The organism is Teichococcus aerophilus (assembly GCF_014490485.1).
GTDB classification, from domain to species: domain Bacteria; phylum Pseudomonadota; class Alphaproteobacteria; order Acetobacterales; family Acetobacteraceae; genus Pseudoroseomonas; species Pseudoroseomonas aerophila.
Map to the genome: position 1 here is coordinate 63,023 of NZ_JACTVA010000006.1, position 15,865 is coordinate 78,887.

Below are 15,865 nucleotides of genomic sequence, written 5' to 3' on the forward strand. Positions count from 1 at the left end.
GGCCCGGCCGGCCCGTGCCAGAGCGGGGCATTCACTCGCGCCCCGCCGCGTGCCTGCCAGAACGGCGCCATCGACGCCTGAACAGAGAGGAGAACGCCAGCATGTTCGTCCGCGATATCATGACCCGCGAAGTGATGACGGTGACGCCGGAAACCCCGGTGCCCGCCCTGGCGGCCTTGTTCGCCGAACGCGGCATCTCCGGCGTGCCGGTGGTGGAAGCCAGCGGCAACCTGATCGGCCTGGTCACCGAGGGCGACCTGATCCGCCGCTTGGTGGCGGAGGATGAGCAGCCACGCTCCTGGCTCTCCCGCCTTTTTGGCTCCTCGCCGCAGCAGGCGCATCAATACGCGCAGATCCATGGCCAGCGGGCGCGGGACGTGATGTCCACGCAGCTGCAGGTGGTGGGGGAGGATGACACCGTCTCCCACGCCGCTTCGTTGCTGGAGAAGCACCACATCCGCCGCCTGCCGGTGGTGAAGGACGGCAAGCTGCTGGGCATCCTCTCCCGCGCCGACATGATGCGCGCCCTGCTGGCGCCTATCGCCAAGTCCGACGCGCCGGTCAGCGACAGGGAGCTGCTGCTGCGTGTCCGGGCCGAGATGCGCAAGCAGTCCTGGGCGGATTCCTACCTGATCTTCGCCGATGTCGCCGATGGCGTCGTCACCTTCCACGGCTTCAGCCGCTCCGCCGATGTCGAGCGCGCGTTGCGGGCGCTAGGGGAGGGCATCCCCGGTGTGAAGGCGGTGAAGCTGGACCTGGCGCCGAAGCCCGCCTTCGTCGCCGATTGAGGTTGCCTGCGCCTGGCCATGTCGGGCGCCGGCAGCGTCACTCCCCATGCGGCGTGGAACTCTGTCTGGAGCGCGCATGCCGTGCTTATGGCAGCCACGCGCATGGCGCTCGGACTGATGGCACGGCCCATGCCAGCTAAAGCATGAAGTGTTTGCACAGGCTTGCTTCGAATACTCTAGCTTGTTCTTCCGAAAAGCATCTTCTCGCCATCGGGTGATTCCACCTGATGGAGATCGGCTCGAGGACGGCTCGAAATGCAGCTTTGGGGAAGAAGGCTAGGGAAGGAATTCCCCAGGCCCCATCTTTCTTCTGCGAGTTCTTTGGGTGTCGATACGGGGGGAAAGGGACGTCGGCCATCATGGGCCCAGACCAGTGTTGCGCGGAGGGTCTGTGGCCGCCGGAGGCCGATCGTTCAGCCCGGTGGCTCATGGCCGCACCCGCCGGCCCTGAAGCCCCACGCCAACTGCCAGAAAAAAGACGGCGTAAACGTATACGTTTACGCAGGGGAATTCCTTTCCCTGACCTTCCTCACCCCCCCGGTTGAATGTCGATCGGCTCCAGGTCAGCCCTTGGCCTGCCCCGGTTCCAGCCGCAGCGTGAAAGGCGCCCGGCGGACCCCCGCATGCCATGCCCGCATCGCGGCTTCATCGGCGAAGCGGCCAGAGGCGGGAAGCGGCATGGCCTCAGCCTCCAGCACCAGGGCAGGTACGCGCAGCGGCCAGGGGGAGAGGGTGAAGCGGCCCGGCGCCTCGGGGTCGGCCTCCAGGCGCAGCGTCTGCTCGCCGCCCTGCCCATCCGGTGCCTTGACCTCCAGCGGCGTCTTCAGATCGCCGCATAGGGCGAGGGAAAGCGCATCGGCCATGGCGATCATGCCGGTGTCGTGCTCCAGCACCGCCTCGGTCAGCCCCAGCGCCTCGGCCCATTGCCGCTGCAGCGGGCGTTGCTGGCGCAGGAAGCCTTCCACTGCCGCGGCATCGGCTGGGCTCATCCGCGCCGGGTCGGCAAAGCGGGTGTAGAGCAGCGCACCATGGCGGGAGATCAGCAGCGCCACCCGCATCCCCCAGGCCGCCAAGGCACGCTCGATCCCTTCCGCCCACATCGGCGCATGCGTGGCCGGGCCCAGGGCACGGAAGCTGTGCGGCCGGCCGGTCGTCGCGGCGAAGCTGGGCGACCGTTCCCAATCCAGCCAGGCGATGTCGTGCTGGTCCGCCGCCAGCAGCAACGCCTGGTCCAGGTCCCGGGCCCAGCTCCGCAGGATCTGCCCGGCGATCCAGGCATGCGAGGGCTGGCTGATGGCGAGGACCGGGGCCGGGTGCGCGCGGAACATCATGACGGCAGGTTAGGTTGGGTCTGGAGGAGGGGGAAGGAAGGCCGGGGAAGGAATTCCCCGGACCCCTTCTTTCTTCTTGGCAGTTTCAGCAGCGGGGGTTTGCCGAGGCTGTTGGACACCGAGCGCCCGGAAGCGCCACCAGTTCAGCACACCCCAAACTCGCAGAACAAAAAGAAGAAGTTCCGGGGATTCTTTCCCCGGCCTTGACCCGGCAGGATGGTCAGGGCTGGCGCGGCCCGAAGCGGCCCTCAGCGGCCTTGTTGATGTACTGCGAGCAGACCAGCCAGCCTTTGAACGGGCGCAGCAGCGCCAGCGAGCTCAGGATCAGCAGCGGGAAGGTGGTCATCAGGTGCACCCAGAAGGGTGGCTCGTGCCGCAGTTCCAGCCATCCAGCGAAGATGGTCACTGGCACCGCGACGACCGACATGACGAAGAAGGCGGGGCCGTCGGCCGGGTCGGCGAAGCTGTAGTCCAGGCCGCACACCTCGCACTCGCGCCGCAGGGTTAGGAAGCCCTGGAACAGGTGGCCACGGCCGCAGCGTGGGCACAGCCCGCGCACGCCCAGGCTGAAGGGGGTTTCGCCGGCGGGCAATTGGTGTTCGGTCGGTTCGGCCATGGTCGTTCCCCCTGGGACAGGGTTGGAATCCATTCAAATAAATATTGTATGGATTATGATGTGCTTTCAGCCTGTAATGTATGCATCCATGCTTGGCCCGCCTAGCCCTTTCACGGTAGCCCATGGCTCACATGCGCTGGCCGCGCCGGCCACTGCGTCATGGGCCCGCCTGTCCCGTTGCGTGTGCATCACCGGCCCGGGCGGCGGCAAATACCGGCGCCCTGTACCCGGAGGCCAGGGCCGAACGCCGGCCCCTTCCTGCCATCAACGCCGCGAAGGGTGGGTCAGTTCCGCCAGGATCGCGGCGAGGATGAGGGCGCCGATCATGCCCACATGCTCCGTCGCCGTATGGAAGGCGACGATGGCGCGGGGGCCTTCCAGGCTCCAGAAATGGTGCACCAGCGGGATCGTCAGGGCGGTGAAGACGGCCAGCGCCCCGGCCCCCAGCCACGCGCTGCGGTTGGCGATGATCAGCGCCGAGCCGGCCAGTTGCACGATGATGGTGGCGATGTTGAAGACGACCGGCGGGTTCAGGCCGAACATGGCCATCTCCGCCACGCCGCCCTGGAAATCGATCAGCTTGGCCAGGCCGCTGCCCCAGAAGGGGAAGGTCAGCAGGATGCGGGCCAGCAGCAGCACGGCACGGTTCAGCAGGATCGCACGGATCATCAGTCGGTCTCTCCCAGCACAATGTTGCTTGCCCCGGGATGGGAAGAACCCATGAAAAAACCGCATCCGGAGCGTTCCGGATGCGGTTGTGTCACGCCTTAGCTACTGACGGAAGATCGTTATCGACCCGTCATGATCCGTTCGACCAGCTGCTTCACGGACGGCACAAAACCGTTGGAGTAGAACGGGTCCTGGCCGAAGCGGTAGGCGTTGTGGCCGGCGAACATCAGGTTGTGCTCGATCGAGCCATCATGCGCGATGTCCTGCAGCGTCTTCTGGATGCAGAAGCTGCGGGGGTCCGCCTTCTTGCCGTTGCTGTATTCCGGCGCGTGCTGCGTCCAGTTGCTGAAACGGCAATGGGACAGGCAACCCATGCAATCCGTCTGGTCCTTCAGGATCTCGCGCGAATTCTCGGGCGTGACGAAGACCAGGGTGGAATCCGGCGTGCGCAGGGCCTCGGTATAGCCAGCGGCTTCCCAGTTATGCACCCGCTCCAGGTCGCCCGGGGCCAGCCAGACCAGGCGCTTGCGGGGGCCCACGCCGTATTCGGCGGTGTGCTCGCCTACCGGTTCCGGGCTGATGGCCACCTGGCGCTCGTTGCGGGCTTCTAGGTCGCGCAGGAACTCGTTCCGCACGGCGCTGGAATAGAAGCCGGTGGGGGAGAAGGGCTGCAGCAGCACGTCCCCGGGCTTCAGCGTCAGCAGCTTCTGCTTCCAGGTATCGCTGATCGGGCTTTCCTGCGTCACCAGCGGCCTGGTGCCGAACTGGAAGGCGATGGGGCCGAGCTCGGGGTTGTCGATCCAATCCTCCCACTCCTCCAGCCACCAGACGCCGCCGGCCATGATGATCGGCACGTCGCCCAGGCCGAACTGCCGCATCTGCTCGCGCAGCTTCAGCACGCGGGCATAGGGCGCCTCGGGCTTGTGCGGGTCCTCGGAGTTGGAAAGGCCGTTATGGCCACCGGCCAGCCACGGGTCCTCGTACACCACGCCGCCCAGCAGCTCCGCCACCTTGGAGTAGCTGCGCTTCCACAGCGCCGTGAAGGCGCGGCCGGAGGAGACGATCGGGTAGTAGAAGACGTTGAACTCGCGGGAGATCTCGGCGAGCTTGTAGGGCATGCCGGCACCGCAGGTGATACCGTTGATCAGCCCGCGGGCACCTTCCAGCACACCGCGCAGGATGCGCTCGGCGCCGCCCATCTCCCACAGCACGTTCATATGCACGCGGCCATGGCCACCGGCGCGCTCATACGCCTCGCGCGCCTGGGTGATGCCGCCGGAAATGCCGTAGGCCACCAGCTCTTCATGCCGGGCCACGCGGGTACGGCCCTGGTAGGTCTGGCGGATGACATTGCCATCGGCGTCAAAGCTATCCGCATTGACGCCCGAGAAGGTGCCGACGCCGCCAGCGCCCGCCCATTCGCCGCAGGAGGCACCGGTCGAGACAGCGACGCCCTTGCCGCCTTCCACCAGCGGCAGCACATCCACCCCACCCATCCGGATCGCGTTGATCGCTTTCAAAGCCGTTCGCCGTTCCTACGGTTAATGATCACTGTTTTGTCATATCATGCCGGTAGCAGCGATGTCGAAGGGAACGCGGCATCGCTGTCCGGGAGACCCGCCATTTGGCGCAGGTTGGGCTGGCTTTCAACGGCCTACCCAGCCTTTCGTCGCGGTAGGGGGGGTCTCACCGCCCTTTCGCGCGCCAGGCGCGCATTCCGGGGCGGGCATTGCCGCCCCGGTTGCAGGCACGTTTCAGCCCGTGGGCTGATCAGTCACGGCGGGGGCGGCGCTCACGGCGCTCGCCACCACGGTCATTGCGGGGCTCGCGCTCGCCGCCTTCACCCTCTTCGCGCGGACGGCGGGCGCCGACCTGGTCGGAGATGTCGGCACCGGTCGCCTGGTCCACCATCCGCATGGACAGCTTGACCTTGCCGCGATCGTCGAAGCCCAGGACCTTGACCTTCACCTTGTCGCCGACGTTGACGATGTCGCCGGTCTTGTTGACCCGCTCATTCGCCAGCTCGGAGATATGGACCAGGCCGTCCTTGGCGCCGAGGAAGTTCACGAAGGCGCCGAAATCGGCGGTCTTCACCACGGTGCCGTTGTAGATCGTGCCGATCTCGGCCTCGGCGGTGATGCCCTTGATGCGGTCGATCGCCGCCTGGGTCGCCTCGGGGCTGGTCGACGCGATCTTGATCGTGCCGTCATCCTCGATGTCGATCTTGGTGCCGGTGGTCTCCACGATGTCGCGGATCACCTTGCCGCCGGTGCCGATGACTTCGCGGATCTTGTCCTTCGGCACCTGGATCACGGTGATCTTCGGCGCGTTGCCAGCCACGTCGCTCCGCGCGCCGGACAGGCCCTTGGCCATCTCGCCCAGGATGTGCAGGCGGCCATGCTTGGCCTGCTCCAGCGCGATCTTCATGATCTCCGGCGTGATGGACGTGATCTTGATGTCCATCTGCAGCGCGGTGATGCCCTGCTCGGACCCCGCCACCTTGAAGTCCATGTCGCCGAGGTGATCCTCGTCGCCCAGGATGTCGGACAGGACGGCGAAGCCCTTGTCTTCCTTGATCAGGCCCATGGCGATGCCGGCGCAGGGGCGCTTCAGCGGCGCACCCGCATCCATCAGCGCCAGCGAGGTGCCGCAAACGGTGGCCATCGAGGAGGAGCCGTTGGACTCGGTGATCTCGGACACGACGCGCATCGTGTACGGGAACTTCTCCTTCTCCGGCAGCAGCGGCCGGATGGCGCGCCAGGCGAGCTTGCCATGGCCGACTTCACGGCGGCCCGGGCTGCCCATCCGGCCCGTCTCGTTCACCGAGTACGGGGGGAAGTTGTAGTGCAGCATGAACGCCTCGCGGTACTCGCCTGCGAGCTGGTCGATGATCTGCTCGTCCTGCCCGGTGCCCAGCGTGGCGACGCACAGCGCCTGCGTCTCGCCACGGGTGAACAGGGCGGAACCATGGGCGCGGGGCAGCACATGCACCTCGGCCACGATCGGGCGGACCGTCTTGGTGTCGCGGCCATCGATGCGCATGCCGGTGTCGAGGATGTTGTTGCGGACGACATCCGCTTCCAACGCCTTCAGCAGGCCCTTGGCGGCGGCCGCCTCGTCCTCGGTCAGCTGCGCCAGGATCGCCTTCTTGGCCTCGCCCACCTTCTTCTGGCGAAGAAGCTTCTGGGTCTCCTTGTAGGCCTCGCCGATGGAGGCGGTGCCCAGCTCGGCCAGCTTCTTCTTCAGCGCGGCGGTCTCGGCGGATTCCTCCGGCAGATCCCACGGCTCCTTCGCGGCCTTCTCGGCCAGCTCGATGATGCCCTGGATGACCGGCTGGAAGCCGGCATGGCCGAAGGTCACGGCGCCGAGCATCACGTCCTCGGTCAGCTCATGCGCCTCGGACTCGACCATCAGCACGCCTTCCTCGGTACCCGCGAGCACCAGGTCCAGCTTGGACTGCTTGATCTGCTCCAGGGTCGGGTTCAGCACGTACTCGCCGTCGACATAGCCGACGCGCGCCGCGCCCACCGGGCCGAAGAACGGAATGCCGGACAGCGTCAGCGCGGCGGAGCAACCCACCAGCGCGACGATGTCGGGGCTGTTCTCCATGTCATGCGACAGGACGGTGGCGATGACCTGCACCTCGTTGCGGAACCCTTCCGGGAACAGCGGGCGCAGCGGGCGGTCGATCAGGCGGGAGATCAGCGTCTCGGCCTCGGACGGACGGCCCTCACGCTTGAAGAAGCCGCCCGGGATCTTGCCGGCCGCGAAGGCCTTTTCCTGGTAGTTCACCGTCAGGGGGAAGAAGTCCTGGCCCGGCTTGACGCTGCGGGCGCCGACCACGGTGCAGAGCACGATGGTGTCGCCCAGGCGGGCCATGACGGCGCCATCGGCCTGACGGGCGACCTTGCCGGTCTCCAGCGTCAGGGTCTTGCCACCCCAGTTGATGTCCTTGCGGAAATAATTGTCGAACATGAAAGGTCCTTAGCTTCGGCCGCGCCATTGCTGCGCCGGCCTTCGCCCGGCCGCCCCGCTCGGGGAGGCCACGTCAATGAGCGATGCGGAACCCAGCCCTGCCGCCCGGCCCGCCCCACCTGGGGGCTGCAAGGACCGGCGTTTCGGGCGGCATGGATGGCCGCGGAGAACCGCGGAACGCACCATGTGGCCGGAAACGCCGCCACGACCGAAGGTCGCGCTACGACAGATTGGCTGCGGCCCCGCCTACGCTCGCGGGTCCGGCCTACCCGCGAATGGCAGGTAAACCGCGCGCCTTATGGACCGGGGAAGCCCCCGATACCACTGGAAAATATCTCGGGGCCCCGGGGCATGCCCTCGGGCGGGCCAAGGCGGCGCCGCGGCCTGGAGCCTCGGTGAGTGGCAGCCCGCCTTGGAATGCTGGGGTCAGTGGCGGGGAAGCCGAAGGCAGTGGGGAGGGCCAGGGGGAAGGAATTCCCTGGACCCCATCTTCCTTTTGCGAGTTGGCGCTGCGCTCTCAGGTGCGAGTGGGGGCTCCAGATAATTACAAAATATCCATGGCAGCATCGGTAGTCATCAAAGGCCATGATCCCTCCCAAAGCCTCCGGCTTCATAAAGCCCACCTCCAACCGCCCACCCCCAAAACTCAAAAAAAAGAAGAAGGGGTCCGGGGAATTCTTCCCCGGCCTTCCCTCCCTCCAATTCAGCCCTTGCGAAGCGCGCGCCGCGAAGCAGAGACTTCGCCAGGGACAGAGATCCCGACCAAGAACGATCAGGGAAGAACGTGATGAGAAGAGCAGTCCTCCTGGCTGGGGCGGCGCTGACGCTGGCCCTCGCGGCGCAGGCCTCGGCTGAGATCGTCGTCTCCGGCAACGACAACAAGCGCGCGCTGGTCAACGGCGTGAACACCGTGGTGCGTAACCCGCAGCCGGATACGCTGGCGGTGTTCGACCTTTCCGGCGGCACGCCACGGCTGGTGGGGGAGGTGCAGGCACCGCATTCGGTGATCGGCCCGCCCAACTCGATCGCGGTGACGCCGGATGAGAGCCTGGCCCTGGCGACCTCGGCTGAGCGGATCGACCCCGCCGACCCGGCCAAGACGGTGCCCGACAACCGCGTCTCCGTGGTCGACCTGAAGGCATCGCCACCCCGCGTACTGGCGACGCTGGAGGTCGGCGCCGGTCCGTCCGGTATCGCGGTCAACCCGGCCGGCACACTGGCACTGGTCGCCAACCGCAATGGCGGCACCGTCTCCGTGCTGCGCATCGCCGGCCAGCAGGTCAGCGTCGCCGGCACCGTGCCGATCGGCGCGGCGACCACCGGCGCCTCCGGCGTCATCTTCACCGCCGACGGCCGGCACGCCCTGGTGACGCGGGACAATGACAGCATCGTCTCCGTCCTGCGCATCGAGGGCGAGACGGTGACCAAGCTGGAGCGCGACCTGACGGTGGGCGTGCGGCCCTATTCCATCTCCGCCTCCCCCGCCGGCTGGGCGGTGGTCGGCAATGTCGGGCGCAGCGCCAACAATACGGGGGACCTGGACACCGTCAGCCTGATCGACCTGTCGCGCGAGCCGTTCCGCACGATCGACACCGTCACCGTCGGCCCGACGCCGGAAGGGGTGATGGCCAGCCCGGACGGGGTCCACGCGGTGACGGTGGTGCATAACGGCTCCAGCCGCGCGGCGGCGGACCCGCTGCGCGGCCGGGCGATGGTGAAGCTGCTGAAGGTGGAAGGCGGCCGACTGCGCGTGGTGGCCGAAGCCCCGGCGGGGGATTGGGTGCAAGGCATGGCCTTCTCCCGCGACGGCCGCACGCTGATGATCGGTAACATGGTGGACCGGCAGATCGGCCTCTACCGGATCGAGGGCGATACTCTGCAAGCCACCGGCCAGACCCTGCCGGTGAATGGCGGGCCTGCCGCGCTGGGTACCGCTGCTGCGCCGGCGCGCTGAGGGACGGGGTCAGCAAGGCCGGGGGAAGGAATTCCCCCGGGCCCCATCTTTTTCTTCGAGTTTGATAGTGATGCGGGGGAGGGCTGACCGGCGAAGCCTTTTTGAATCAAAAGGCCCCAGGGGCTGCGCTGTTAGTCGCCGAAGGTCCTGCACCTCCGGCGCGACCCGTCCGGACTTAAAAAGCCCGGCCCTGGCAACAGCCACCAGACTCGCAGAAAGAAAAGAAGGGGTCCGGGGAATTCCTTCCCCGGCCTTCTCCCGTCAGGCCTGGACGGCCAGCGCCGTCTCGTACTCCGCCTCGGTTTTCTCCCGCACTTCTTCCTCGGTCACGCCCGGCGCCAGTTCGATCAGCGTGGCGCGGCCCAGGGCGCGGTCGATGCTGAACACGGCCAGTTCCGTCACCACCAGGTCCACCACGGCCTTGCCGGTCAGCGGCAGGGTGCACTCCCGCAGCAGCTTCGGCTTGCCGCCGGCCGTGTGCTCCATCAGCACCACCACTTTCTTGACGCCGGCCACCAGGTCCATGGCGCCGCCCATGCCCTTCACCATCTTGCCCGGGATCATCCAGTTGGCGAGGTCGCCGTTCTGCGCCACCTGCAGCGCGCCCAGGATGGAGATGTCGATATGCCCGCCACGGATCATGGCGAAGCTGTCGGCGGAGGAAAAGAAGCTGGTGGTGGGCAGGGCCGTCACGGTCTGCTTGCCGGCATTGATCAGGTCGGCGTCCTCGTCCCCTTCATAGGGGAAGGGGCCCATGCCGAGCATGCCGTTCTCGGACTGCAACTGCACGCTGATGCCATCCGGGATGTGGTTGGCCACCAGGGTGGGGATGCCGATGCCGAGATTGACGTAGAAGCCGTCCTCCAGCTCGCGCGCGGCGCGGGCGGCCATGTCGTCGCGGGTCCAGGCCATGTGCGTTCTCCCTTAGGGCGTGATCGTCGGGGGCCAGTGGCCGGTGGCGCGAATCACGCAATCAAACACGAAGCAGCGGTGGGCGCGGTCGTCACCGGTTGGGTCAACCGGCAACGGGGGCCGCGCCATCCATACAAAGGTCCAGTGCACGCCCGCCGCGGCGGGCAGGGTGCTAGGCCACGTTGCTGTTGGCGGGGTTCAGGTCGGTCACCCGCTTGCGCAGGGTCCGCTGCTCGATCCGCTTCTCGTAGTTCTCCGGCAGCTTGACGATGCGCTTCACGTAGATGCCGGGGGTGTGGATGTGGTCGGGGTCCAGCTGGCCGGGCTCCACCAGTTCCTCCACCTGCACGATGGTCAGCTTGGCGGCGGTGGCCATCATCGGGTTGAAGTTCCGCGCGGTCTTGCGGAACACCAGGTTGCCCTCGGTATCCGCCTTCCAGGCATGGATGATGGCGAGGTCGGCGAAGATGCCGCGCTCCATCACGTAATGCTCGCCGTCGAATTCCCGCGTCTCCTTCCCCTCGGCGACGGCGGTGCCGTAGCCGGTCTTGGTGAAGAAGGCGGGGATGCCGGCGCCGCCGGCGCGGATGCGCTCGGCCAGCGTGCCCTGCGGGTTGAACTCGATCTCCAGCTCACCGGCCAGGAACTGCTCCGCGAAGGTCTTGTTCTCCCCCACATAGGACGAGATCATCTTCTTGATCTGCCGCGTCTTCAGCAGCAGGCCGAGCCCCGCATCGTCGATGCCGGCGTTGTTGGAGACGACGGTAAGGTCCTTCACGCCCGAATCCCGGATCGCCTCGATCAGCGCGGACGGAATGCCGCAGAGGCCGAAGCCGCCGGAATGGATCAGCATGCCATCCTTCAGCACGCCATCCAGCGCGGCGCGCGCATCGGGGTAGATCTTCCGCATCACTTCGCTCCCTAGCCTTGATCGTGCGCCACGCTACCGGGCCCCAACAGGGGCGGGAAGGGGGATGCGGAGCCGTGCGGGATGCCTGCGCGAAATAATCGTGACAGGGGGCTTGCGTGCCCATCGGGCCGCAGTTATACCGCGCCACCTCGTTGAAAGACGAGAGTGACTGCGGGGCCATAGCTCAGTTGGTAGAGCGCTTGAATGGCATTCAAGAGGTCAGGGGTTCGACTCCCCTTGGCTCCACCAGTATTCAAACAGGGCGCCCGGAAACGGGCGCCCTGTTTTGCTTTCCACGCCCCGCGCGCAATAATCCCGGCCCGCCAAGCCGCCGCGGGGCGGGGGCGATCCACGCCGCCGGCCACCCCCGCGACCACGCCCCAGCCGAAGGCCACGCCCATGACCCGTGAACCGCACGACCTGCATGAAAGGGCGCTGCGCGACCGCGCGGTCCGCGCCGCCCGCGGCCAGGCGCCCTTCGATACGCTGATCACCGGCGCCACCCTGGCCGATGTCGCCACCGGGGAATTGCGCCCGGCCGATATCGGCCTGGTCGGCCCGCTCATCGCCAGCGTGCACGCGCCCGGCAGCCGCGCCGATGCGGCGGAGACGCTGGATGCCACCGGGCTGATCGCCGCCCCCGGGCTGATCGACACGCATATGCATGTCGAAAGCTCGATGATCACGCCGCGCCGCTACGCCGCCGCCGTGGTGCCGCACGGCACCACCACCATCTGCTGGGACCCGCATGAGGTCGGCAACGTCTCCGGCCTGCCCGGCGTGCGCTGGGCGCTGGAGGCGATGCGCGGCCTGCCGCTGCGCGCGCTGGTCATGGCCCCCTCCTGCGTCCCCTCCGCCCCGGGGCTGGAGCGCGCCGGCGCCGATTTCGGCCCGGCCGAGCTGGAGGAAATGCTCTCCTGGCCCGAGATCGTCGGCGTGGCCGAAGTGATGGACATGCGCGGCGTGGTGGAGCGCAGCCCCCGCATGGCCGGCATCGTCGGCGCCGGGCTGGAGGCGGACAAGCTGGTCTGCGGCCATGCCCGCAGCCTGACCGGCCCGGACCTGCAGGCTTTTGCGAGTGCCGGCATCGGCTCGGACCATGAGATCGTTTCCGCAGACAACCTGCTCGAAAAACTCCGCGCTGGCTTCACCGTGGAGCTGCGCGGCAGCCACGACCACCTGCTGCCCGAATGCGTGCAGGCGCTGGCCACCCTGCCGCAATACCCGCAGACCCTGACGCTCTGCACCGACGATACTTTCCCGGACGACCTGGCGGCCAAGGGTGGCATGATCGACCTGCTGCGGCGCCTGGTGCGCTACGGCATGCCGCCGATGCAGGTGCTGCGCGCCGCCACGCTGAATGCCGCCTACCGCTTCCGCCGCCCCGATCTCGGCCTGGTCGCCGCTGGCCGCCGGGCGGACCTGATCCTGCTGGACGGCCTGGAAAGCCTGGGCGTCCGCCACGTCTTTGCCTCCGGCCGCCACGTCGCCGCCGATGGGCGCCTGCTGGCGCAACTGCCGCCCGAGCCCGCCGCCGGCCCGTTGCGGGACACCATGAAGCTGGCACCGCTGACGCCGGAGGATTTCCGCATCCGCACCCTGGGCGTCACCACCGGCACCGCCACCCTGCGCACCGTGGTGAACCCGCGCTTCACCGAATGGGGCACGGCCGAGGTGCCGGTGCGGGACGGCATTGCCGAATTGCCGGAGGACGGCATTTTCATGGCCGTCATCCACCGCCACGGCCTGTACCCCGCCACTCCGGTACTCGGCGTACTGCAGGGTTGGAGCCGGTGGCGCGGCGCCCTGGCCACCACCGTGGCGCATGATTCCCACAATTTGGTGCTGTTCGGGCGGGATCCGGTGGACCTCGCCGCCGCCGCCAATGCGCTGATCGGCTGCGGCGGCGGCATGGCCGTGGCCCAGGGCGGCGCAGTCACCGCCCTGCTGCCGCTGCCGATCTGTGGCCTGCTCTCCGACGCGCCGGTGGAGGAGGTGGCGGCGCAGTTCGCCGCGGTGAAGGCCGCCGCCGATGGCATCGCCGACTGGCAGCCGCCCTACCTGATCTTCAAAGCCATCGTCGGCGCCTCGCTCGCCTGCAACGCCGGGCCGCATGTCACTGATGTCGGCGTGGCGGATGGCGGAACCGGGGAGACCATCCCGGCCTCCCTCGTCGAAGCCCACGCCGCCTGAGGCGGCAAGCCGGGCCGGCCCGGGCGGAATCCCTGGCCCGCCCGCGCCGGATGGCGGAGGGTACGGCATGACCCTCTCCCGCCCGGCCGCGCCGCCCACCCCCGCCGCATCCCACGCGGCCGGGCCGATGGGGCCGCTGGGCCGCTACCTGCACCATCCGCAGCCCCGCGTGGCCGCCGCCAACCTGCTGGCGCTGGTGGTCGGCTGGAACACGCCCTTCTATCCGTTGATGCTGCGCTGGGCCGCCGGGCCGGAGGTCTGGCCGATCGGGTGGCTGACCCTGCTATCCTGCCCGCTGTTCCTGGCCGTGCCCTGGCTGGCCCGGCGGAACCCCACGGCAGGGCTGGCCCTGCTGGCATCGGCCGGTACCCTCAACACCTTGTTCTGTGCCTGGGTGCTGGGGCCGGGCACCGGCATCGCCCTGTTCTTGCCACCCTGCGCCCTGCTGGCCGCGCTGCTGCACCGGCCGCAGGAACGCAGCTTGATGCTGGGAGTCCTTGGTCTCATCCTCGCCGTGGCGGTCCTCTGCGCCTGGATGCCCGTGCCGCCGCTACTGACGATGCCAACCGAGGCCGCCGCCCGGGTGCTGGCGATGAACGCCGGCAGCGTGCTCTGCCTCTCCCTGGTCATGGCCCTGCGCTACGCGCGTCTGCTGGAGGGTGAGGGGAGGTGAAGAGAGAAGGCCGGGGAACGAATTCCCCGGACCCCTTCTTTTCTTTTTTCGAGTTCTTCGGGCGGCATTGTTGGAGCGGTGCGCTGAAACGACGGCTGGGTGCGCCGGAGGTCCTAGACCTCCGGCGACTGAGGGTTCAGCCTGCGGGGCCCATTATAAAATCATCAAGCAGCGCCCGCTCTCAGTCCTGCAGCGCCACGCCAAACTCGCAGAAAAAAAGAAGGGGTCCGGGGAATTCTTTCCCCGGCCTTTCCTGCCTCAGCGCAACCAGCGCAGCACCGCGTCGCCGAGGGTGAGGCCGAGGGCGGAGGCGATGCCGGTCATGGCGGCGCCCCACAGGATGTCGGCCACGGTCAGGCCCAGGGTCCAGGGGCGCAGCACGGCAAAGTTGGTCAGGGTGAAGGTGGCGTAGGTGAACAGGCCGAACAGGGCGCCGTAGAGCAGGGCGGTTTTCCAGCCATCACCGTTGAAGGCCAGGGGCAGCACGAACACGCAGATGCCAAGGACGTAGACGAGGTAGAACACCACGCCGGGGATGGGGCGGAACTGCAGCAGGTCGCCCAGGGCGGCGCGGTACTGGGGCAGGGCCACCTGGCTGATCCACAGCGCGTCCAGCACCAGGATGACCAGGAGGGTGGCGAGGCCCGTGGTGGCGTAGCGCAGCATGCGGTGTGGTCCTTTTGCCGCGTTCTGTTGCCGGGCGCAGGGGCAAGTCCGCAGCCCCGCCCGTGGTTGCAGTGGGTCTTTGCGTCAGCGTAGCGGCGGGGCCTGTGTGCGCCTGGCTTGCACGAGATGGCGCCGCGTCTTGCATGAGAGCCAGGCCGCCACGGATGCTCAAGAAGCCAAGGCGGCGCGGGCACTTCAGGGCGGCGTCGCGCGGCCGACGCCGGGAACGGCCGGTGCCAGCGCAGCGGCGGGCGCACGGGCCGAGGGTTAATGCCTCGGCCCGCTGAGACACGCTTACCAGCTCGGCGCGAAGGCCGGGTTCACCAGGCGCTGGTCCTTCGGCAGGGCATCGATTGCCGCCACGTCTTCGGCATCCAGCTTGGCGGCCAGGGGGATGGCGTCCAGGTTGGCCTGCTGCGTCGTGGCGCTGCTGGCCTTCGGGATCGGCACCACGCCCTTCTGCCGCAGCAGCCAGGCCAGGCCGACCTGCGCGGCGCTGGCGCCATGCTTGGCACCGATGCGCGCCAGCACCTCGTTCTCCCGCAGCTTGCCCTGGGCCAGGGGGGAATAGGCTTCCAGCACGATCTCCCGCGCCTGGCACCATTCCAGCAGCGGCGCCTGGGAGAGCAGGACGTGGTACTCGACCTGCAGCGCCGCCGGGGTCTCGCCCAGCGCTTCCACCTGCTGCATCAGCGCGATGGGGAAGTTGGAGACGCCCCAGGCGCGGATCATGCCGCTGCCCTGCGCCGATTTCAGCACCTTGATGGCGCCTTCCAGGTCCATCGACGGCGTCGGCCAGTGGATCAGGAACAGGTCGAGGTAATCGGTCTTGAGCAGGGAGAGGGAGTTCTCCAGGCTGCGGTACAGCGCCTCGGGCTCCAGGTTCTCCCACCAGACCTTGCTGGTCAGGAAAATGTCGCCGCGGGCGACGCCGCTGGCCTGGATGGCGCTGCCTACCTCGGCCTCGTTGGCGTAGCGGGCGGCGGTGTCCAGGTGGCGGTAGCCGAGGGAGAGCGCGCTCTCCACCGATTTCTGGCCTTCCGCGTCCCGCAGCTGCCAGGTGCCCAGGCCGAGCTTGGGGATGGCGAGTCGCGGGGTCTTCTCAACGGGAACGGTCATGCGGAAATCCTTGAAGAGGACCGGCGGGGCTGGGGCGCAGCGTCGGCTGCCCCGGCCCC

13 protein-coding genes and 1 tRNA gene are annotated in these 15,865 nt (G+C 68.0%); 5 read left to right on the plus strand and 9 right to left on the minus strand.

The window, feature by feature from the left end; translation table 11 throughout:
• Nucleotides 1-101 precede the first annotated feature (101 nt).
• Nucleotides 102-788 carry a CBS domain-containing protein gene (locus IBL26_RS05400; protein ID WP_187783443.1) on the plus strand — a complete coding sequence of 229 codons (687 nt, stop codon included), beginning with the start codon at nucleotides 102-104 and terminating at the stop codon, nucleotides 786-788.
• Nucleotides 789-1,351: 563 nt separating this feature from the next.
• Here IBL26_RS05400 and IBL26_RS05405 read toward each other — a convergent pair.
• The 5 genes from IBL26_RS05405 to pnp all read right to left on the minus strand — a co-directional run bounded on the left by IBL26_RS05405 (nucleotide 1,352) and on the right by pnp (nucleotide 7,379).
• The gene (locus IBL26_RS05405; protein ID WP_187783444.1) at nucleotides 1,352-2,119 is read right to left on the minus strand and encodes a DUF3891 family protein; all 768 of its coding nucleotides are present in this window, start codon (nucleotides 2,117-2,119) and stop codon (nucleotides 1,352-1,354) included.
• A 220-nt stretch (nucleotides 2,120-2,339) separates the two neighbouring features.
• Nucleotides 2,340-2,735, minus strand: coding sequence for a DUF983 domain-containing protein (locus tag IBL26_RS05410; protein ID WP_187783445.1), 396 nt, complete (start codon nucleotides 2,733-2,735; stop codon nucleotides 2,340-2,342).
• Between the two features lie 264 nt (nucleotides 2,736-2,999).
• A complete protein-coding gene (locus IBL26_RS05415; RefSeq protein ID WP_187783446.1) occupies nucleotides 3,000-3,404 on the minus strand; it encodes a DoxX family protein in 405 nt (134 codons plus the stop codon).
• Between the two features lie 119 nt (nucleotides 3,405-3,523).
• The gene (locus tag IBL26_RS05420) at nucleotides 3,524-4,924 is read right to left on the minus strand and encodes an NAD(P)H-dependent flavin oxidoreductase (protein ID WP_187783447.1); all 1,401 of its coding nucleotides are present in this window, start codon (nucleotides 4,922-4,924) and stop codon (nucleotides 3,524-3,526) included.
• A 250-nt stretch (nucleotides 4,925-5,174) separates the two neighbouring features.
• A complete protein-coding gene (gene pnp / locus IBL26_RS05425; protein ID WP_187783448.1) occupies nucleotides 5,175-7,379 on the minus strand; it encodes a polyribonucleotide nucleotidyltransferase in 2,205 nt (734 codons plus the stop codon).
• A gap of 787 nt (nucleotides 7,380-8,166) precedes the next feature.
• Here pnp and IBL26_RS05430 point away from each other — a divergent pair.
• Nucleotides 8,167-9,333: a lactonase family protein gene (locus tag IBL26_RS05430; protein WP_187783449.1), complete on the plus strand. Its 1,167-nt coding sequence runs from the start codon at nucleotides 8,167-8,169 to the stop codon at nucleotides 9,331-9,333.
• Between the two features lie 261 nt (nucleotides 9,334-9,594).
• Here the strand turns inward: IBL26_RS05430 and IBL26_RS05435 are convergent, their stop codons facing one another.
• Nucleotides 9,595-10,245 (minus strand): CoA transferase subunit B, encoded by a 651-nt coding sequence (locus IBL26_RS05435; protein WP_187783450.1) that lies wholly within the window; start codon nucleotides 10,243-10,245, stop codon nucleotides 9,595-9,597.
• Between the two features lie 172 nt (nucleotides 10,246-10,417).
• Nucleotides 10,418-11,155 carry a CoA transferase subunit A gene (locus tag IBL26_RS05440; protein WP_187783451.1) on the minus strand — a complete coding sequence of 246 codons (738 nt, stop codon included), beginning with the start codon at nucleotides 11,153-11,155 and terminating at the stop codon, nucleotides 10,418-10,420.
• A 173-nt stretch (nucleotides 11,156-11,328) separates the two neighbouring features.
• Here IBL26_RS05440 and IBL26_RS05445 point away from each other — a divergent pair.
• The 3 genes from IBL26_RS05445 to IBL26_RS05455 all read left to right on the plus strand — a co-directional run bounded on the left by IBL26_RS05445 (nucleotide 11,329) and on the right by IBL26_RS05455 (nucleotide 14,021).
• A tRNA-Ala gene (locus tag IBL26_RS05445) sits at nucleotides 11,329-11,404 on the plus strand.
• 150 nt (nucleotides 11,405-11,554) lie between these two features.
• A complete protein-coding gene (locus IBL26_RS05450) occupies nucleotides 11,555-13,348 on the plus strand; it encodes an adenine deaminase (RefSeq protein ID WP_187783452.1) in 1,794 nt (597 codons plus the stop codon).
• A gap of 67 nt (nucleotides 13,349-13,415) precedes the next feature.
• Nucleotides 13,416-14,021 carry a hypothetical protein gene (locus IBL26_RS05455; protein WP_187783453.1) on the plus strand — a complete coding sequence of 202 codons (606 nt, stop codon included), beginning with the start codon at nucleotides 13,416-13,418 and terminating at the stop codon, nucleotides 14,019-14,021.
• 258 nt (nucleotides 14,022-14,279) lie between these two features.
• On the opposite strand, the gene IBL26_RS05460 is transcribed toward IBL26_RS05455, so the two are convergent.
• The gene (locus tag IBL26_RS05460) at nucleotides 14,280-14,687 is read right to left on the minus strand and encodes a DUF2177 family protein (RefSeq protein ID WP_187783454.1); all 408 of its coding nucleotides are present in this window, start codon (nucleotides 14,685-14,687) and stop codon (nucleotides 14,280-14,282) included.
• Between the two features lie 294 nt (nucleotides 14,688-14,981).
• On the minus strand, nucleotides 14,982-15,806 hold the full coding sequence (locus tag IBL26_RS05465; RefSeq protein ID WP_187783455.1) for an aldo/keto reductase: 825 nt from the start codon (nucleotides 15,804-15,806) through the stop codon (nucleotides 14,982-14,984).
• Between the last annotated feature and the right edge of the window lie 59 nt (nucleotides 15,807-15,865).

What these genes read in the sequence shown, in the direction of transcription:
- IBL26_RS05400 (WP_187783443.1), top strand. Translation starts at nt 102, where the DNA reads ATGTTCGTCCGCGATATCATGACCCGCGAAGTGATGACGGTGACGCCG.
- IBL26_RS05405 (WP_187783444.1), bottom strand. Translation starts at nt 2,119, where the DNA reads ATGATGTTCCGCGCGCACCCGGCCCCGGTCCTCGCCATCAGCCAGCCC.
- IBL26_RS05410 (WP_187783445.1), bottom strand. Translation starts at nt 2,735, where the DNA reads ATGGCCGAACCGACCGAACACCAATTGCCCGCCGGCGAAACCCCCTTC.
- IBL26_RS05415 (WP_187783446.1), bottom strand. Translation starts at nt 3,404, where the DNA reads ATGATCCGTGCGATCCTGCTGAACCGTGCCGTGCTGCTGCTGGCCCGC.
- pnp (WP_187783448.1), bottom strand. Translation starts at nt 7,379, where the DNA reads ATGTTCGACAATTATTTCCGCAAGGACATCAACTGGGGTGGCAAGACC.
- IBL26_RS05430 (WP_187783449.1), top strand. Translation starts at nt 8,167, where the DNA reads ATGAGAAGAGCAGTCCTCCTGGCTGGGGCGGCGCTGACGCTGGCCCTC.
- IBL26_RS05435 (WP_187783450.1), bottom strand. Translation starts at nt 10,245, where the DNA reads ATGGCCTGGACCCGCGACGACATGGCCGCCCGCGCCGCGCGCGAGCTG.
- IBL26_RS05440 (WP_187783451.1), bottom strand. Translation starts at nt 11,155, where the DNA reads ATGCGGAAGATCTACCCCGATGCGCGCGCCGCGCTGGATGGCGTGCTG.
- IBL26_RS05450 (WP_187783452.1), top strand. Translation starts at nt 11,555, where the DNA reads ATGACCCGTGAACCGCACGACCTGCATGAAAGGGCGCTGCGCGACCGC.
- IBL26_RS05455 (WP_187783453.1), top strand. Translation starts at nt 13,416, where the DNA reads ATGACCCTCTCCCGCCCGGCCGCGCCGCCCACCCCCGCCGCATCCCAC.
- IBL26_RS05460 (WP_187783454.1), bottom strand. Translation starts at nt 14,687, where the DNA reads ATGCTGCGCTACGCCACCACGGGCCTCGCCACCCTCCTGGTCATCCTG.
- IBL26_RS05465 (WP_187783455.1), bottom strand. Translation starts at nt 15,806, where the DNA reads ATGACCGTTCCCGTTGAGAAGACCCCGCGACTCGCCATCCCCAAGCTC.